This is a genomic window from Streptomyces sp. ML-6, assembly GCF_030116705.1.
Taxonomy (GTDB): domain Bacteria; phylum Actinomycetota; class Actinomycetes; order Streptomycetales; family Streptomycetaceae; genus Streptomyces.
On record NZ_JAOTIK010000001.1, the window covers coordinates 3,959,865 to 3,975,269 of the forward strand.

The 15,405-nt window shown below is 71.4% G+C and carries 11 protein-coding genes; 6 read left to right on the forward strand and 5 right to left on the reverse strand.

The annotated features are described in order from the left end of the window. Nucleotides 1-19: 19 nt before the first annotated feature. A complete protein-coding gene (locus tag OCT49_RS17505) occupies nt 20-451 on the reverse strand; it encodes a YybH family protein (RefSeq protein ID WP_283852821.1) in 432 nt (143 codons plus the stop codon). On the opposite strand from OCT49_RS17505, the gene OCT49_RS17510 reads away from it, so the two are divergent. Next, the gene (locus OCT49_RS17510) at nt 443-904 is read left to right on the forward strand and encodes a winged helix-turn-helix transcriptional regulator (protein ID WP_502963385.1); all 462 of its coding nucleotides are present in this window, start codon (nt 443-445) and stop codon (nt 902-904) included. The two genes, OCT49_RS17505 and OCT49_RS17510, sit on opposite strands and share 9 nt — an antisense overlap. Before the next feature lie 85 nt (nt 905-989). On the opposite strand, the gene OCT49_RS17515 is transcribed toward OCT49_RS17510, so the two are convergent. The 3 genes from OCT49_RS17515 to OCT49_RS17525 all read right to left on the reverse strand — a co-directional run bounded on the left by OCT49_RS17515 (nt 990) and on the right by OCT49_RS17525 (nt 4,346). Next, the gene (locus OCT49_RS17515) at nt 990-1,814 is read right to left on the reverse strand and encodes a hypothetical protein (RefSeq protein ID WP_283852823.1); all 825 of its coding nucleotides are present in this window, start codon (nt 1,812-1,814) and stop codon (nt 990-992) included. A gap of 184 nt (nt 1,815-1,998) precedes the next feature. Then, nucleotides 1,999-3,057: a metallophosphoesterase gene (locus OCT49_RS17520; protein ID WP_283852824.1), complete on the reverse strand. Its 1,059-nt coding sequence runs from the start codon at nt 3,055-3,057 to the stop codon at nt 1,999-2,001. A 173-nt stretch (nt 3,058-3,230) separates the two neighbouring features. After that, nucleotides 3,231-4,346: a LacI family DNA-binding transcriptional regulator gene (locus OCT49_RS17525; protein ID WP_283852825.1), complete on the reverse strand. Its 1,116-nt coding sequence runs from the start codon at nt 4,344-4,346 to the stop codon at nt 3,231-3,233. A 370-nt stretch (nt 4,347-4,716) separates the two neighbouring features. On the opposite strand from OCT49_RS17525, the gene hisC reads away from it, so the two are divergent. The 5 genes from hisC to OCT49_RS17550 all read left to right on the forward strand — a co-directional run bounded on the left by hisC (nt 4,717) and on the right by OCT49_RS17550 (nt 14,216). Next, the gene (gene hisC / locus OCT49_RS17530; protein ID WP_283852826.1) at nt 4,717-5,796 is read left to right on the forward strand and encodes a histidinol-phosphate transaminase; all 1,080 of its coding nucleotides are present in this window, start codon (nt 4,717-4,719) and stop codon (nt 5,794-5,796) included. A gap of 339 nt (nt 5,797-6,135) precedes the next feature. Beyond that, nucleotides 6,136-7,644 (forward strand): cytochrome ubiquinol oxidase subunit I, encoded by a 1,509-nt coding sequence (locus OCT49_RS17535; protein WP_283852827.1) that lies wholly within the window; start codon nt 6,136-6,138, stop codon nt 7,642-7,644. Nucleotides 7,645-7,662: 18 nt separating this feature from the next. Then, nucleotides 7,663-8,664: a cytochrome d ubiquinol oxidase subunit II gene (cydB, locus tag OCT49_RS17540; protein ID WP_283852828.1), complete on the forward strand. Its 1,002-nt coding sequence runs from the start codon at nt 7,663-7,665 to the stop codon at nt 8,662-8,664. A 121-nt stretch (nt 8,665-8,785) separates the two neighbouring features. Then, nucleotides 8,786-12,376, forward strand: a complete 3,591-nt coding sequence (gene cydD / locus OCT49_RS17545; protein WP_283852829.1) for a thiol reductant ABC exporter subunit CydD — start codon at nt 8,786-8,788, stop codon at nt 12,374-12,376. Nucleotides 12,377-12,509: 133 nt separating this feature from the next. Then, a complete protein-coding gene (locus tag OCT49_RS17550) occupies nt 12,510-14,216 on the forward strand; it encodes a sensor histidine kinase (RefSeq protein WP_283852830.1) in 1,707 nt (568 codons plus the stop codon). A gap of 167 nt (nt 14,217-14,383) precedes the next feature. Here the strand turns inward: OCT49_RS17550 and OCT49_RS17555 are convergent, their stop codons facing one another. Further along, nucleotides 14,384-15,250, reverse strand: coding sequence for a Cof-type HAD-IIB family hydrolase (locus OCT49_RS17555; RefSeq protein ID WP_283852831.1), 867 nt, complete (start codon nt 15,248-15,250; stop codon nt 14,384-14,386). Nucleotides 15,251-15,405: the final 155 nt, after the last annotated feature.

Sequence of the window (15,405 nt, forward strand, 5' to 3'; positions counted from 1 at the left end):
GGCACCTGGCCGTGGGTGCTCAGCGCGGGCGGGGGGCGGCCGGTGCCGGTTCGGGAGGGCCCGCCACCCCGAACGGGTTGTCGATCACGTAGCGCCAGTATCCGTCGGGCCCACGACGGGCGACATCCGTCGCAGTGCCCTCGATGCGTACCTCACCGCCGTGCGCGGCGGTCCCGGCGATGACGAAGTCGACGATCAGCAGGGCCAGGTCACCGACGACGTACGTGTGGCGGGGCGACACCTCGATCGGGACGCGCAGGCGGAGGAAGTCGTCGTTGGCCCGGAACCGCTCGGCTCCGGTGACCAGGCGGCCGGGCCTCGGCACGAAGCCGGCGTCGGGCTCGTAGAGCCGGTCCAGGACCGCCGGATCGAAGGTGTTGAAGGCCCGGGCGAAGACGAACGGATGGTCGGCGGCCCTGCGGGCCAGGGCCGGGCTGGGAGGATGTGTCATGTGGCAAGCGAACAGCCCGACGACATACGTCACCAAACGGAAACCCACGGCTGGGACGCGGAGTTGGTACCCGGGCAGTCGGGCCGTACCCATCGGCCCGAGGCCGGATGCCCGGTGGAAGTGGCGCTCACGGCGGTTTCGGGCCGGTGGACCACCTTGTTGCTGCGCGAGTTGTTGGGAAGCCCCCGCAGCTTCACGGAACTGCGCGCGCTGTTTCCCGAGTTGTCGCCCAAGGTGCTCAGCGAGCGGCTCCGCGCCCTCCGGGAGCGGGGGCTCGTGACGGTGGAGCGGCGGCGCGGCTTTCCCGTGCGGACGCGGTACGACCTGACGGAGGCGGGCAGGGCGATGCGGCCGTTGCTGGTCGAGCTGTACGCGACCGGGGAGAGACTGCTGCGGCTGAACCGGTCCGGTTCCCGGGACGAACAGCCGCCCGGTGAACGCGCTCGTCGATGAAGATCTCCCAGGACCTCCGGCGCGAGACCGGCGGCGCGCAGGAGGGGGCCGCGGCGTCCCGTGCCGGACCGGGGCGCGGAGCCGGTCAGTCCGGTTCGTGCTCGGGGCCGCCGAAGTCGGGGCCGGTGAAGTCCGGACTGGTGAACGTCGGCCGGGGGCCCGCGGTCGGGCCGCCGTCCGGGCTGGTGAAGTCCGGACGGCTGTAGCCGACCTTCGGGATGCGGTTCGCCGAGCGGGCCGGTGTGCGCGCGGCGCGCCCGGCGTCGGGGTCGTCGAGCGCGTCCCGCAGGAACGGCAGTATGCCGCGCTCCAGCAGGGCGTGGCGCCATGCCTCCCGGGCCCGCGCCACCTCCTCCGGAAGCTCCTCCTCCGCCTCCTCGACGGGGCGCGGCTCCGCGCCGTTGCGCAGCGCGGTGATGAGCAGCCCGACGGCGGCGACCAGGATCGCGGCCGCCATGGCCGCGGCGAAGAACCAGCCCGCGGAGACCATGGTCGAGGCGAAGGCGGGCGGATCGTCGAGCAGCCGCAGCAGATAGCCGACCAGCAGGAATATGAACGCGGCGGTGCCCGCGAGCACCGGCGCCAGGACCGTGATGACGGCTCCTGCACCCGCGCCCGACCGGCGCTGCGGGTTCGTGCCGGGGGGCGGGCCCGACTCCTCGTCCTCGCCCTCGGCCGGTCTGCGCAGTTCCGCGCGGGCCTGCACGTAGTGCTGGTACTCGGTGGCGGCCGTCGCGGTGATCAGCGCCGTGGCGTCCAGTGCCATGGTGCGCAGCTGCACGGCGTTGAGCCGTTCGCCGACCGCGGCCAGATCTGGTCGCTCATGGGCATGACGCAGTGCGTCGTCGAGGATCCGCTCGTACTCGGGGCGGTCCTCGGCCAGCAGGTGCGGAGCGCTGTTCATGTGCATCCCCCGATGCTCCGTAGGGCCCGAACACCCGCGTTCGTACCGGGCTTTCGGGCGGAAACGGAGGAGAGCCTGCTACTGATACGCCGATGGTAGAGCGCCCACGGCACGGGGAGACAGGGGGTTTCCGTAAATAGGCCCAGCAGTCGGCGCGGTCAGGTCGAGGATGCGTCTTCCCGAAAGCGCGTCAGTCATGCAGAGGCAGCTGGACGACCAGTAGCTTTCCGGCCATGGTCACGCCGCCGTCCATGGCGATGGCGAGCCCGTCCGCGTACACGTGCGGGCCCTCGACCACGGGGCCGGAACCGTCCTCGCCGTCCTCCGACCCGACCTCGCCGAGGAGGTACGGAATGGGGCTGTGGCCATGGACGATGCGCTGTCCGCCGTAGGCCGCCATCAGTTCCCGGACGGCCTGCGGGCCCCCTTCGTCGCGGAAGGCGAACCGCTTGGTGAGCTTCCGGAAGAGGTCCCAGCACTCGTCGGCGTCGTTGCGCGTGAGAATGGCGTGCACATTGTCGTTGACGTCCTCGATGGTGGTGCCGTATTCGAGGTACGCCGTCGTGTCGGAGTGCATCAGCAGATGCCCGTCCTCCTCGACGATCGCGTCGAGCCGGGACATCCACTGGAGGTGGACGTCCTGGAGCCGCTCCATGTCGTTCTTCTGACCGCCGTTGAGCAGCCAGGCGGCCTGGAAGGTGGCGGTGCCGGCGCCGGAGTTGACCGGGGTGTCGTTGAACCGCTTGGCGCCGAGGAGCAGCAGTTCGTGATTGCCCATCAGGGCCTTGCAGTAGCCGCCGGCGGCGGCGGCCTCGGCGGACAGCCGCATCACGAGGTCGATGACGCCGATGCCGTCGGGGCCCCGGTCGGTGAAGTCGCCGAGGAACCAGAGCCGGGCGTTGCCCGCGGACCACTTGCCGTCGGCGTCGATGAGGCCCTGCTCGGCGAGGGCGGCGCGGAGCTCGTCCAGATAGCCGTGGACGTCACCGACGACGTACAGCGGCCCGCGGCCCTGCTCCGGGGCGGGACGCGGGTCGGGGACGGCCGGCACCTGGAGGGTGTCCCCGCGGTTGATCACGGGCAGGTCGCGCGCGGTGGGGGTGTACCCCTCCGGCGGCTCGTGGCCGGGCACGGCGCTGCCCGGGTGCGGCGACGCGGGCGGCACCGGGTTCTGGGCATAGGGCGGTACGCGGAAGTCGCGCAACGTCGCAGTCCGCACCACGGGTTCCTGACCGGCCCCCTGTGTCATCGACCCCTCCACCACCGTCGCGCCGCCGTACACCTGACGGGCCCTGCTGGTCGGGGCGGTCCGCGGTGTCGTGCGCCCATCATAGGAATGCGGATCGTGCTGTGTGACGCACCAGGGGTGGTGAATCCGGACGCACATCGGGTTCACCGGTCGATTGGTCCGAAATCACCCGATCAATCCCCGGCCGGGGAACGGGGTGCACTGACCGTGGTGCGCGGCGGACGGCGCTGCGATGACGTCCGCACGATGAGTTCCGTCGGTATGACCTGCTCCACGGGTCCGTCGTGATCGACGCCCTCGATGGCGTCGATCAGGAGCTGGACGACCGCCGTGCCGATCCTGCGCGGCTTGAGCGAGAGCGTGGTGATGGGGGGCTCGGTCGTCGCGTACACGGTCGACTCGCTGCAGCAGACCAGCAGCAGGTCCTCGGGGACCCGCAGGCCGTAGCGGCGGGCCGCCGCCAGCAGGTCGGTGCCGTTGGGGTCGAAGAGGCCGTAGACGGCGTCGGGGCGGTCGGGGCGGGCGAGCAGGCGGTCGGCGGCCACCGCGCCCGCGCAGGGGTCGTGGGCGGGGTAGGACTCGTACACCGGGTCCTGGCCCACGCGCTCGCACCAGTGGAGGTACGCGGTGGTGGAGAGCCGGGTGTAGGTGTCGGTGGTGGTGCCGGTGAGCAGGCCGATGCGGCGGGCCCCGGCGGCGGCCAGGTGGTCGAGCAGGTCGAGCACGGCGGCGCCGTGGTCGTTGTCGACCCAGGCGGTGACCGGGAGCGTGCCGGCCGGGCGTCCGTCCGAGACGACGGGCAGCCCCTGGCGCACCAGCTCGGTGACGACCGGGTCCTGGTCGGAGGGGTCGATCACGACGGTGCCGTCGAGGGCGACGTTCGACCAGACGTCGTGGCGCGAGGTGGCGGGCAGGATGACGAGGGCGTACCCGCGGGCTAGCGCGGCGGAGGTGGCGGCTCTGGCCATCTCCGCGAAGTACGCGAACTCGGTGAAGGTGAAGGGTTCGTCCCCGTAGGTCGTCACGGTCAGGCCGATCAGGCCCGACTTTCCGGTACGGAGGGTGCGGGCCGCTGCGGAAGGGCGGTAGCCCAGGCGCTCTGCGACCTCGCGGACATGGCGGCGGGTGGCGTCCGGGAGCCTGCCCTTGCCGTTGAGCGCGTCGGAGACGGTCGTGATGGAGACTCCGGCGGCGGCGGCCACGTCCCGGATCCCCGCTCGTCCCTGTCGGCCGCCGCCGCGCCGGGGTGTGTCCGTCCGGCTCACCTGGTGCTTCCCTGCTGCTGTCATGGCGAGCCGATAGTAGGGCTCGGACGGGCGGTTGGCCCGGTCGCATATTCACCCGTTGACAGGCACGTTTTTGCATGATCATCAGCAGTCAATTGCCTTGTAAATCAAGGAGGTTGGCAAGTTTGTCCATGGCGTGTCAGGCGCCTTGACCGATGGGCCTGCCGAATGGTCGATGTCTCGAAGAGGTCTCATCTCACCTCTTCGGGGGACGCGCGCCACGGCGTGAGCCACCGGCGTGCGCGGGAACGGGTGGCGCTCCCCCCATTCCCGGTCGCACCGGACGATTGGGCGATCGACCCATTCGCAGCGGCGTCCAATCCTCATAAGGTGAGCAGTATTGATGTGTACAGACGGTCGAGGAGGACCTGCGGTGAGCGAGACGAGCCCCAAGCTGCGCGCCGAGCTGGACGGCGTCCCCGCCTATGTGCCGGGCAAGCCGGCTGCTGCCGACGGACCGGTCGCGTTCAAGCTGTCCTCCAACGAGAATCCGTATCCGCCGCTGCCCGGGGTGCTGGAGTCGGCCCTGGCGGCGGCCTCGAACTTCAACCGCTACCCGGACATGGCCTGCACCGGTCTGATGAACGAGCTGTCCGACCGTTTCGGTGTGCCCCTTTCGCATCTCGCCACCGGAACCGGCTCGGTCGGTGTGGCGCAGCAGCTGCTCCAGGCCACGTCGGGCCCCGGTGACGAGGTCATCTACGCCTGGCGTTCCTTCGAGGCGTACCCGATCATCACGCAGGTCAGCGGCGCGACCTCGGTGAAGGTTCCGCTGACCGACGGCGAGGTGCACGACCTCGACGCGATGGCGGACGCGATCACGGACCGCACCCGGATGATCTTCGTCTGCAACCCCAACAACCCGACCGGCACCGTGGTGCGCCGGGCCGAGCTGGAGCGGTTCCTGGACCGGGTGCCGGGTGACGTCCTGGTGGTGCTCGACGAGGCGTACCGGGAGTTCATCCGCGACACCGAGGTGCCGGACGGCATCGAGCTCTACCGGGACCGGCCCAACGTGGCGGTGCTGCGGACCTTCTCCAAGGCGTACGGCCTGGCGGGGCTGCGGGTCGGCTTCGCCGTGGCCCACGAGCCGGTGGCGGCCGCGCTGCGCAAGACGGCGGTGCCCTTCGGGGTCAGCCAGCTCGCGCAGGACGCGGCGGTCGCCTCGCTGCGTGCCGAGGACGAGCTGCTGGGGCGGGTCGGCTCCCTGGTCTGCGAGCGCGACCGGGTGCAGCGGGCGCTGGCCGAGCAGGGGTGGACCGTGCCGGAGTCCCAGGCGAACTTCGTCTGGCTGCGGCTCGGGGACCGCACGGCCGACTTTGCCGCGGTGTGCGAGCGGGCCGGCGTGATGGTCCGGCCGTTCGCGGGCGAGGGGGTGCGGGTCTCGATCGGTGAGGACGAGGCGAACGACCTGTTCCTCAAGGTGACGGAGGCGTACCGCAAGGAGCTGTAGCGCGGCGCGGTCCGCCCGCGCACGACGGCAGGCCCAAGGGCCCCGCACCTCGCCGGACGAGGTGCGGGGCCCTGCTGCGTGGGGCTCCGGAGGGCGAGGAATCGGGGCCGGGCGGTGGTCCGGAGGCGCTTCCTCCGATTGTCTGCTTCGGGGGGAATGATCGGAACGCTGCCGGAACGCCCGAAGAGGGGTACCCCGCCCGAACGTCCCGAAAGTCTGTGCGCCATAATGCTTGTGAATGTGAACGCGTTCACAAGTGCGTCCTTTTTGTTCCACTGATCAATCGGACCTAAAGGGCAAACTGCCGGAATGGATACGGCGAAGTAAGGAGAAGTCGACGTGGAGCTGGCTCTGGCGCCGGAAACCATGGCGCGATGGCAGTTCGGTATCACCACCGTCTACCACTTCCTGTTCGTCCCTCTGACGATCTCTCTCGCCGCGCTCACCGCCGGCCTGCAGACCGCCTGGGTGCGGACGAACAACCAGAAGTACCTCAGGGCGACGAAGTTCTGGGGCAAGCTCTTCCTGATCAACATCGCCATGGGCGTCGTCACCGGCATCGTCCAGGAGTTCCAGTTCGGCATGAACTGGTCCGACTACTCGCGGTTCGTCGGCGACATCTTCGGTGCCCCGCTCGCGTTCGAGGCGTTGATCGCGTTCTTCTTCGAGTCCACCTTCATCGGGCTGTGGATCTTCGGCTGGGACAAGCTGCCGAAGAAGATCCACCTCGCCTGCATCTGGATGGTCTCCATCGGGACCATCCTGTCGGCGTACTTCATCCTGGCCGCCAACTCCTGGATGCAGCACCCGGTCGGTTATCGGATCAACGAGGAACGCGGCCGGGCCGAGCTCACCGACTTCTGGCAGGTGCTCACCCAGAACACCGCGCTCACCCAGTTCTTCCACACCATCACCGCGGCCTTCCTGGTCGGCGGCGCGTTCATGGTCGGCATCGCCGCCTTCCACCTGGCGCGCAAGCGGCACATCCCGGTGATGCGGACCTCGCTGCGGCTCGGGCTGATCACGGTCGTGATCGCCGGCCTGCTCACCGCCGTCAGCGGCGACCGGCTGGGCAAGGTCATGTTCAAGCAGCAGCCGATGAAGATGGCCGCCGCCGAGGCGCTCTGGGAGGGCGAGGAGGGCGCGCCGTTCTCGATCTTCGCGGTCGGTGACGTGGCCAAGGGCCACAACACCGTGGAGATCTCCATCCCGGGGATACTGTCCTTCCTCGCGGACGACACCTTCACCTCGTACGTCCCCGGCATCAACGACATCAACAAGGCCGAGCAGGAGAAGTACGGCCCCGGCGACTACCGGCCCAACATCCCGGTCGCGTTCTGGAGCTTCCGCTGGATGATCGGCTTCGGGATGGCGTCCTTCGGCCTCGGACTCCTGGGGCTCTGGCTGACCCGGAAGAAGTTCATGCTGCCGCCGGGACTGCGCACCGGTGAGGACGAAGTGCCGAACCTGGTTCTCTTCAAGAACAAGGCGCTCAGCCCGAAGCTCGCCAAGTGCTACTGGATCCTCGCGCTCTGGACCCTGCTCTTCCCGCTGATCGCCAACTCCTGGGGCTGGATCTTCACCGAGATGGGGCGTCAGCCCTGGGTCGTCTACGGAGTGCTCCAGACCCGCGACGCGGTCTCCCCCGGCGTCTCGCAGGGCGAGGTGATCACCTCGCTGATCGGATTCACCCTGCTCTACGCCGTGCTCGCGGTGATCGAGGTCAAGTTGCTCGTGAAGTACATCAAGGCGGGCCCGCCGGAGCTCACGGAGGCCGACCTCAACCCGCCCACCAAGATCGGCGGCGACCACGAGGACGCCGACCGGCCGATGGCCTTCTCCTACTGAGAGCAGCGGAGCTGAGAGATGGAACTCCACGACGTCTGGTTCGTGCTCATCGCCGTCCTCTGGACCGGCTACTTCTTCCTGGAGGGATTCGACTTCGGGGTCGGTGTCCTCACCAAGCTGCTGGCCCGCGACCGCAAGGAACGCCGGGTCCTGATCAACACGATCGGTCCCGTCTGGGACGGCAACGAGGTGTGGCTGCTCACGGCGGGCGGCGCGACCTTCGCCGCCTTCCCCGAGTGGTACGCCACCCTGTTCTCCGGCTTCTACCTGCCGCTGCTGATCATCCTGGGCTGCCTGATCGTGCGGGGGGTCGCCTTCGAGTACCGGGCCAAGCGGTCCGGTGAGAAGTGGCAGACCAACTGGGAACACGCGATCTTCTGGACCTCGCTGATCCCCGCCCTGCTCTGGGGCGTGGCCTTCGGGAACATCGTGCGCGGCGTGAAGATCGACGCCGACATGGAGTACGTGGGCAACTTCTGGGACCTGCTCAACCCGTACGCCATCTTCGGCGGACTGGTCACGCTCTTCCTCTTCACCTTCCACGGCACCGTGTTCGTGGGGCTCAAGACCGTCGGGGACATCCGGGAGCGGGCGGGCAGACTGGCGCTGAAGCTGGGCGTCGTCACCGCGGTGCTCGCGCTCGGCTTCCTGATCTGGACCCAGCTGGACCGGGGCAACGGCTGGAGCCTGCTGGCGATGATCATCGCCGCGGTGGCGCTGGTCGGTGCGATCGCCATGATCGCGGCGGGACGTGAGGGCTGGTCGTTCGCGCTCTCCGGAGTGACCATCGCGGCCGCGGTGGCGATGCTCTTCCTGTCGCTCTTCCCGAACGTCATGCCGTCCTCGCTGAACGATGCCTGGAGCCTCACGGTCACCAACGCCTCGTCCACCCCGTACACGCTGAAGATCATGACCTGGTGTGCCGGGATCGCCACCCCCCTCGTCCTGCTGTACCAGGGCTGGACGTACTGGGTGTTCCGCAAGCGCATCGGCACGCAGCACATCGCCGAAGCGCACTGACCCCATACGGGTCCGTCCGGCGGGCCGGGACCGGGGCGCGACACCGGCCCCGACCCTCCGGACGGACTCCGTCCACCGACCTCACAGGGCAATACACCTAGCTCGCCAGGGGCTGTTTCACGTGAAACCGATCGATCCGCGTCTGCTCCGTCACGCCCGTGCCACCCGCCTCTTCCTGGCCGCCGTGGTGGCGCTCGGCGCTGTCGGGGCGGGGCTGGTCATCGCCCAGGCCATGCTCATCGCCGAGGTGGTGGTGGGTGGCTTCGAGGACGGGCTGACCGTCTCCGGGCTGCGGACCCCGCTGATCCTGCTCGCCGCGGTCGCGCTGGGGCGGGCGCTGGTCTCCTGGCTGACCGAGCTGGCCGCGTACCGGACCGGCGCGGCGGTCAAGTCCGAACTGCGTGGCCGGCTGCTGGACCGTGCCGCGGAGCTCGGGCCGGGATGGCTCGGCGATCAGCGCACCGGCTCCCTGGTGACGCTCGCCACCCGGGGCGTCGACGCGCTCGACGACTACTTCGCGCGCTATCTGCCCCAGCTCGGACTCGCGGTGATCGTGCCGGTGGCGGTCCTCGCCAGGATCGTCACCGAGGACTGGGTCTCGGCGGCGATCATCGTGGTCACCCTGCCGCTCATCCCGCTCTTCATGATCCTGATCGGCTGGGCCACCCAGTCGCGGATGGACCGGCAGTGGCGGCTGTTGTCCCGGCTCTCCGGACACTTCCTCGACGTGGTCGCCGGGCTGCCGACGCTGAAGGTCTTCGGCCGGGCCAAGGCGCAGGCCGACTCCATCCGCACGATCACCGCGCAGTACCGCAGTGCCACCCTGCGGACCCTGCGCATCGCGTTCCTGTCGTCCTTCGCGCTGGAACTGCTGGCGACACTGTCGGTGGCCCTCGTCGCCGTCACCATCGGCATGCGGCTGGTGCACGGCGAACTCGACCTCTACACCGGCCTGGTCGTGCTGATCCTGGCCCCCGAGGCGTACCTGCCGATCCGCCAGGTCGGCGCGCAGTACCACGCGGCGGCCGAGGGGCTCTCGGCCGCCGAGGAGATCTTCGCGGTCCTGGAGACCGAGCCCCGGACCGGCGGTACGGCACCGGTCCCCCGGTCGCTGCGGCTGGAGCTGGAGGGGGTGACCGTACGGCACGAGGGCCGTACCGCGCCGTCCCTGGACCGGGCCTCGCTGGTGGTGGAGGAGGGAGAGACCGTCGCCCTGGTCGGCCCCAGCGGCGCCGGGAAGTCCACCCTGCTCGACGTGGTGCTGGGGTTCACGGCGCCCGACGAGGGGCGGGTACGAGTCGGCGGCGTCGAGCTGGCGGACCTCGCGCCCGAGCGGTGGCGGGAGCGGATCGCCTGGGTGCCGCAGCACCCGTACCTCTTCGCGGGCACGATCGCGGAGAACGTACGACTGGCCCGGCCCGACGCGGACGACGCCGCAGTGGCGGCCGCCCTGCGCGACGCGGGGGCCCACGACTTCGTGGCGGAGCTGCCCGAGGGCGCCCGGACGCTTCTCGGCGAGGACGGGGCGGGGCTCTCCGCCGGACAGCGGCAGCGGCTCGCCCTGGCGCGGGCCTTCCTCGCCGACCGGCCGCTGCTGCTGCTCGACGAGCCGACCGCGAGCCTGGACGGCGAGACGGAGGCGGGCATCGTCGAAGCGGTACGGAGGCTGGCGGCGGGCCGGACCGTCCTGCTGGTGGTGCACCGCCCGGCACTGCTGTCGGTGGCCGACCGGGTGGTGACGCTGGCCCCGGGAACACCACGACGACCGGAACGGTCCGGCGGGACCGGGGCGCCGGTGCCGGCGTCGGCACTGCCGGAGAGGGCCGACGAGCCCGGGCCGGCGGAGGGGGCCGGAGCGATCCGGGAGACCGCCCCCCGCTCCGGACACGTCCTGGCCCGGGTCAGGGAGGCCGCGGGGGCACAGCGCGGCCGGCTGGCCCTCGCGCTGCTGCTGGGAAGCCTCGCCCTGGGCTCGGCGGTCGGGCTCATGGCGGTCTCCGGCTGGCTGATCTCCCGCGCCTCCGAGCAGCCCCCGGTGCTCTACCTGATGGTCGCGGTGACCGCGACCCGCGCCTTCGGCCTCGGACGGGCCGTTTTCCGCTACGCCGAGCGCCTGGTCTCGCACGATGCGGTGCTCAAGATGCTCGCCGAGCTGCGCGTCTCGGTCTACCGGGGGCTGGAGCGCATCGCGCCCGCCGGTCTGCGCCGGACCCGGCGCGGCGACCTGCTCTCCCGGCTCGTCGCCGATGTCGACGCCCTGCAGGACTACTGGCTGCGCTGGATGCTGCCCGTCGCGACCGCCGCGCTCGTCGGCGCGGCCACCGCCGGTTTCGTCGGCTGGCTGCTTCCGGCGGCGGGCGCCGTGCTGGCCGCCGGACTCCTGCTGGCCGGCGTGGGAGTACCCCTGGTCGCCGGGGCCTGCTCCCGCCGCACGGAACGCCGGCTGTCCCCCGCCCGCGCCGAGCTGGCCACCCGGATCACCGACCTCCTCGGGGGGACCGCCGAGCTGACCGTCGCGGGCGCCCTGCCCGCCCGCTCGGCACGGACCCGGGAGGCCGACGGCGTCCTGACCCGCATCGCCGCCCGCGCGGCGGCCGCCACCGCCCTCGGCGGCGGCCTCACCGCACTGATCGGCGGCCTCACCGTCATCGCCACCGCGCTCGTGGCCCTCCCGGCCGTGCGGGACGGCCGGCTCGCGGGCGTGGAACTCGCCGTGGTGGTGCTCACGCCGCTGGCCGCCTTCGAGGCGGTGACCGGCCTGCCGCTCGCCGCGCAGTACCGCCACCGGGTCAAGCGGAGCGCGGAGCGGGTGTTCGAGGTGCTGGACGCCCCGCTGCCCGTGCACGAACCAGAGGATCCGGCCGAGGCCCCCGCCACGCCCTTCCCGCTGGAGGTGCGGGGGCTGTCCGCCCGGTACGCGGGGACGGACCGGGACGCCCTCGACACTGTGGACCTGACGCTGACGGCCGGCCGGCGCATCGCCGTCGTCGGACCTTCCGGCTCGGGGAAGACGACCCTCGCCCAGGTCCTGCTCCGCTTTCTGGACGCGCGGACGGGGACGTACCGGATCGGCGGCGTCGAGGCCCGGGCGCTGGAAGGGGACGCGGTACGGCGGTTCGTCGGGCTGTGCGCCCAGGACGCCCACGTCTTCGACAGTTCCATCCGGGAGAACCTGCGGCTCGCCCGCACCGGCGCGACGGACGACGAACTGCGCGACGCCCTCGGCCGGGCCAGGCTGCTCGACTGGGTCGAGTCGCTGCCCGAGGGGCTGGACACCCCGGTCGGCGAGCACGGCGCACGCCTCTCCGGTGGCCAGCGCCGGCGCCTCGCCCTGGCCCGGGCGCTCCTCGCCGACTTCCCCGTGCTCGTCCTGGACGAGCCGGCCGAGCATCTCGACCTGGCGACCGCGGACGCCCTGACCGCCGATCTGCTGGCCGCCACCCGCGGGCGCACGACCGTTCTGATCACCCATCGTTTGCAGGGGCTCGAAGCCGTCGACGAGGTGCTGGTGCTGGACGCCGGCCGGATCGTGCAGCGCGGCCCGTACGCCGACCTCGCCGCCGTCGAGGGCCCGCTGCGCCGGATGCTGGCCCGCGAACGTGAGCAGGAGGCCCTGGTCGTACGGCATTCGGGAGAGGACACGGAAGCGGTGGGAGCCGGGGAGACCGGGCGGGCGCGGGTGCCCGACGGGGCGGTGGACGTACGGGTGTGAGCGGCGTACGCACGGGGCGGTGTGCGGTGTACGGACGTGGGGGGCGGGCACAGGCATGGGCGAGGGACCGGGGCGGGGGCGGGAACAGCGAAGTCGACTTTCCTCGCCAATCGTCACTAATTACGCTCTGGGTATGTCTGAGCAGGTCCCGAAGGACTCACGCGAAGCCGCTGCACGGGAGCTCCACGGCCTGCAGGGCTTGTCCACCGAGATCACCACCCGCATCCCGCACCTGCTGGAGGCCATGCGCTCCGTCGGGGCGGGCCTGGAACTGCACTCCACCCTCGACCGGATCTGCGAGACGGCCGCCGAACTGGCCCACTGCCGCTACGCGGCCATCGGTGTCGTCGACGAGGAGGGCGCGGGACTCTCCGACTTCGTCACGTACGGGGTGCCGAAGGAGGTGGCGGACGAGATCGGACACCGCCCCGACGGTCATCGGGGACTGCTCGGCGCCCTGATCCACGATCCGGTACCGCTGCGGCTGGCCGACCTGACGGCCGATCCGAGGTTCGCCGGATTTCCGCCGGGCCACCCCCCGATGCGGACCTTCCTCGGCGTCCCCATCCGGGTGCAGGACGAGATCTTCGGCAACCTCTACCTGGCCGAGAAGGACGACGGCGCCGAGTTCAACGACTACGACCTGCACATGGTGCGGGTCCTGGCCACGGAGGCGGGGATCGCCATCGGCAACGCCCGGCTGTACGAGGCGGCGCGCCAGCGCGAGCGCTGGATCGACGGATCGGTCGCCGTGACCACCGCGCTGCTCTCCGGCGGGGACGCCGACGACGCGCTCTCCGTCGTCGCCGAACAGGCCCGCCGCCTCGCCGGATCGGCCGCCGGCATCGTGCTGCTGCCGACCGGGGAGGGCGGTCTGGAGATCGTCGCCGTCTCCGCGGACGACGCCGCCTCCTCGCTCGGGATGATCATCGGGCCCGAGAGCCCGGTGGTGGCGAAACTGCTGAGCGGCGAGGCGGTCTTCGTGGACGACTGCGCCACTGACTTCCGCATGGTCACCGACCTGGCAAATCGTTTCGGCCCGAGCATGCTGCTGCCCCTGCACAGCGGCGGGCGGGTGCTGGGCGCGCTCGCCACCCCCCGCGCCCGCGGTGGCCGGCCGTTCACGGAGGCGGAACGGACCCTCGCCATCCAGTTCGCCTCGCAGGCCGCGCTCGCGCTGATGATGGCCGAGGCGCAGCGGGACCGGGAACGGCTCGCGGTCTACGAGGACCGGGACCGGATCGCCCGCGACCTGCACGACCTGGTCATCCAGCGGCTGTTCGCCACCGGGATGATGCTGGAGAGCGCCCAGCGCAGATCGGCCGAGACGGATGTGCAGACCGGTGTCGGCCGGGCGGTCGACGAACTGGACGTGACCATCCAGGAGATCCGCACCGCGATCTTCGCCCTCCAGCAGGAACCCGCCGAGGCGCCGTCGGGCCTGCGCACCCGCGTCCTGCGCGAGATCAACATGGCGGCGGTCCCCCTGGGCTTCAAGCCCTCGCACCGCTTCCTCGGGCCGGTCGACTCGCTGGTCGGCGAGCTGACCGGCAAGAACCTGATCGCGGCGCTGCGCGAGGCGCTGTCCAACGCCTTCCGGCACGCGGAGGCGTCGCTGATCGACGTGGTCGTCGACGCGACCGCCACGCTGCCCGACGGGACGGACGCGGTGCGGCTGTCGGTCGCCGACGACGGGGTGGGCATCCCGGAGGGCGGCCGCCGCAGTGGGCTGCGGAACCTGGCGCGCCGGGCGGAGTCGCTCGGCGGCGCGAGCTGGTTCGGCCCCGGCATCGGACCGGACGGGAGCGGCACGACCGTGGTGTGGGAGGTGCCCCTCTGACCGCCGGACCGCCCGGCACCCGGCGAAGGGACGCGGTATTCAGCGAAGGGACGCGGCGCCCGGCGAAAGGGCGCGGTGGGACAGGACGCGGTGCCCGGCGAAAGGGCGAGGTGGGACAGGACGCGGCGCCCAGCGAAAGGGCGCGGTGGGACGGGGCGCGGCGGGTGTCAGCGCGCGGCGTCGGCCGCGCGGCGTTCGGCGACGATCCGCTCGATGACGACGGCGACGCCGTCCTCGCCGTTGGTGGCGGTCTGCCCGGAGGCGGCGGCGATCGCGGCCGGGTGGGCGTTGCCCATCGCGTACGACGCACCCGCCCAGCTGAGCATTTCCACGTCGTTGGGCATGTCCCCGAAGGCGACGACCTCGGCGGGCGATATGCCGCGCTCGGCGCAGCACAGCTCCAGCGTGCTGGCCTTGGAGACCCCGGGCCCGCTGATCTCCAGCAGGGCCGTGGGGCTGGACCGGGTGAAGGAGGCCCGGTGCCCGGCCGCCGCGCGGGCCAGGTCGAGGAACTCGTCCGGGGACAGTTCGGTGTGGTGGGCGAGGAGCTTCAGCACGGGTGCGCCGACGCCGGGCGTCTCCTCGTGCAGCAGCTTCTCGGCGACGGCGACCGTGGCGCCCGGGTCCAGGTGGAAGGGCGGGTAGGCCGGTTCGTAGTGGATGCCGGTGGACAGTTCGACGGCGAACGAGGTACCGGGGACGGCGGTGCGCAGCGTGTGCACGATGTCGAGCGCGATGAGCCGCTCCAGCGGACGGACCTTGAGCAGCCTGCCGCCGTCGTGCAGATCGGCGACCGCCGCGCCGTTCGCACAGATCGCCAGACCGTGGCCGTGGACATGATCGCTGACGACGTCCATCCAGCGGGCCGGGCGGCCGGTGACGAAGAAGACCTCGACGCCGGCCTCCTCGGCGGCGGCGAGCGCGGCGACCGTACGGTCCGAAACCGTCTTGTCGTCGCGCAGCAGGGTGCCGTCCAGGTCGGTGGCGATCAGCCGGATGGCGGCAGGCGAAGGCGTGTCGGTAGCTGAGGTCACCTGCCCATTCTCGCGTACGAGGGTGCACGGGCGTGCGGAGGGGCGCACATCTGAGGATGCGCGCCCCTGACCGGGGAACATGCCTGATGCATATGCCAGAAGGGTGGAAGCGGCCCTGCCGAGCCCGATGACCGCGCCGCGACCGGTGAGACGGC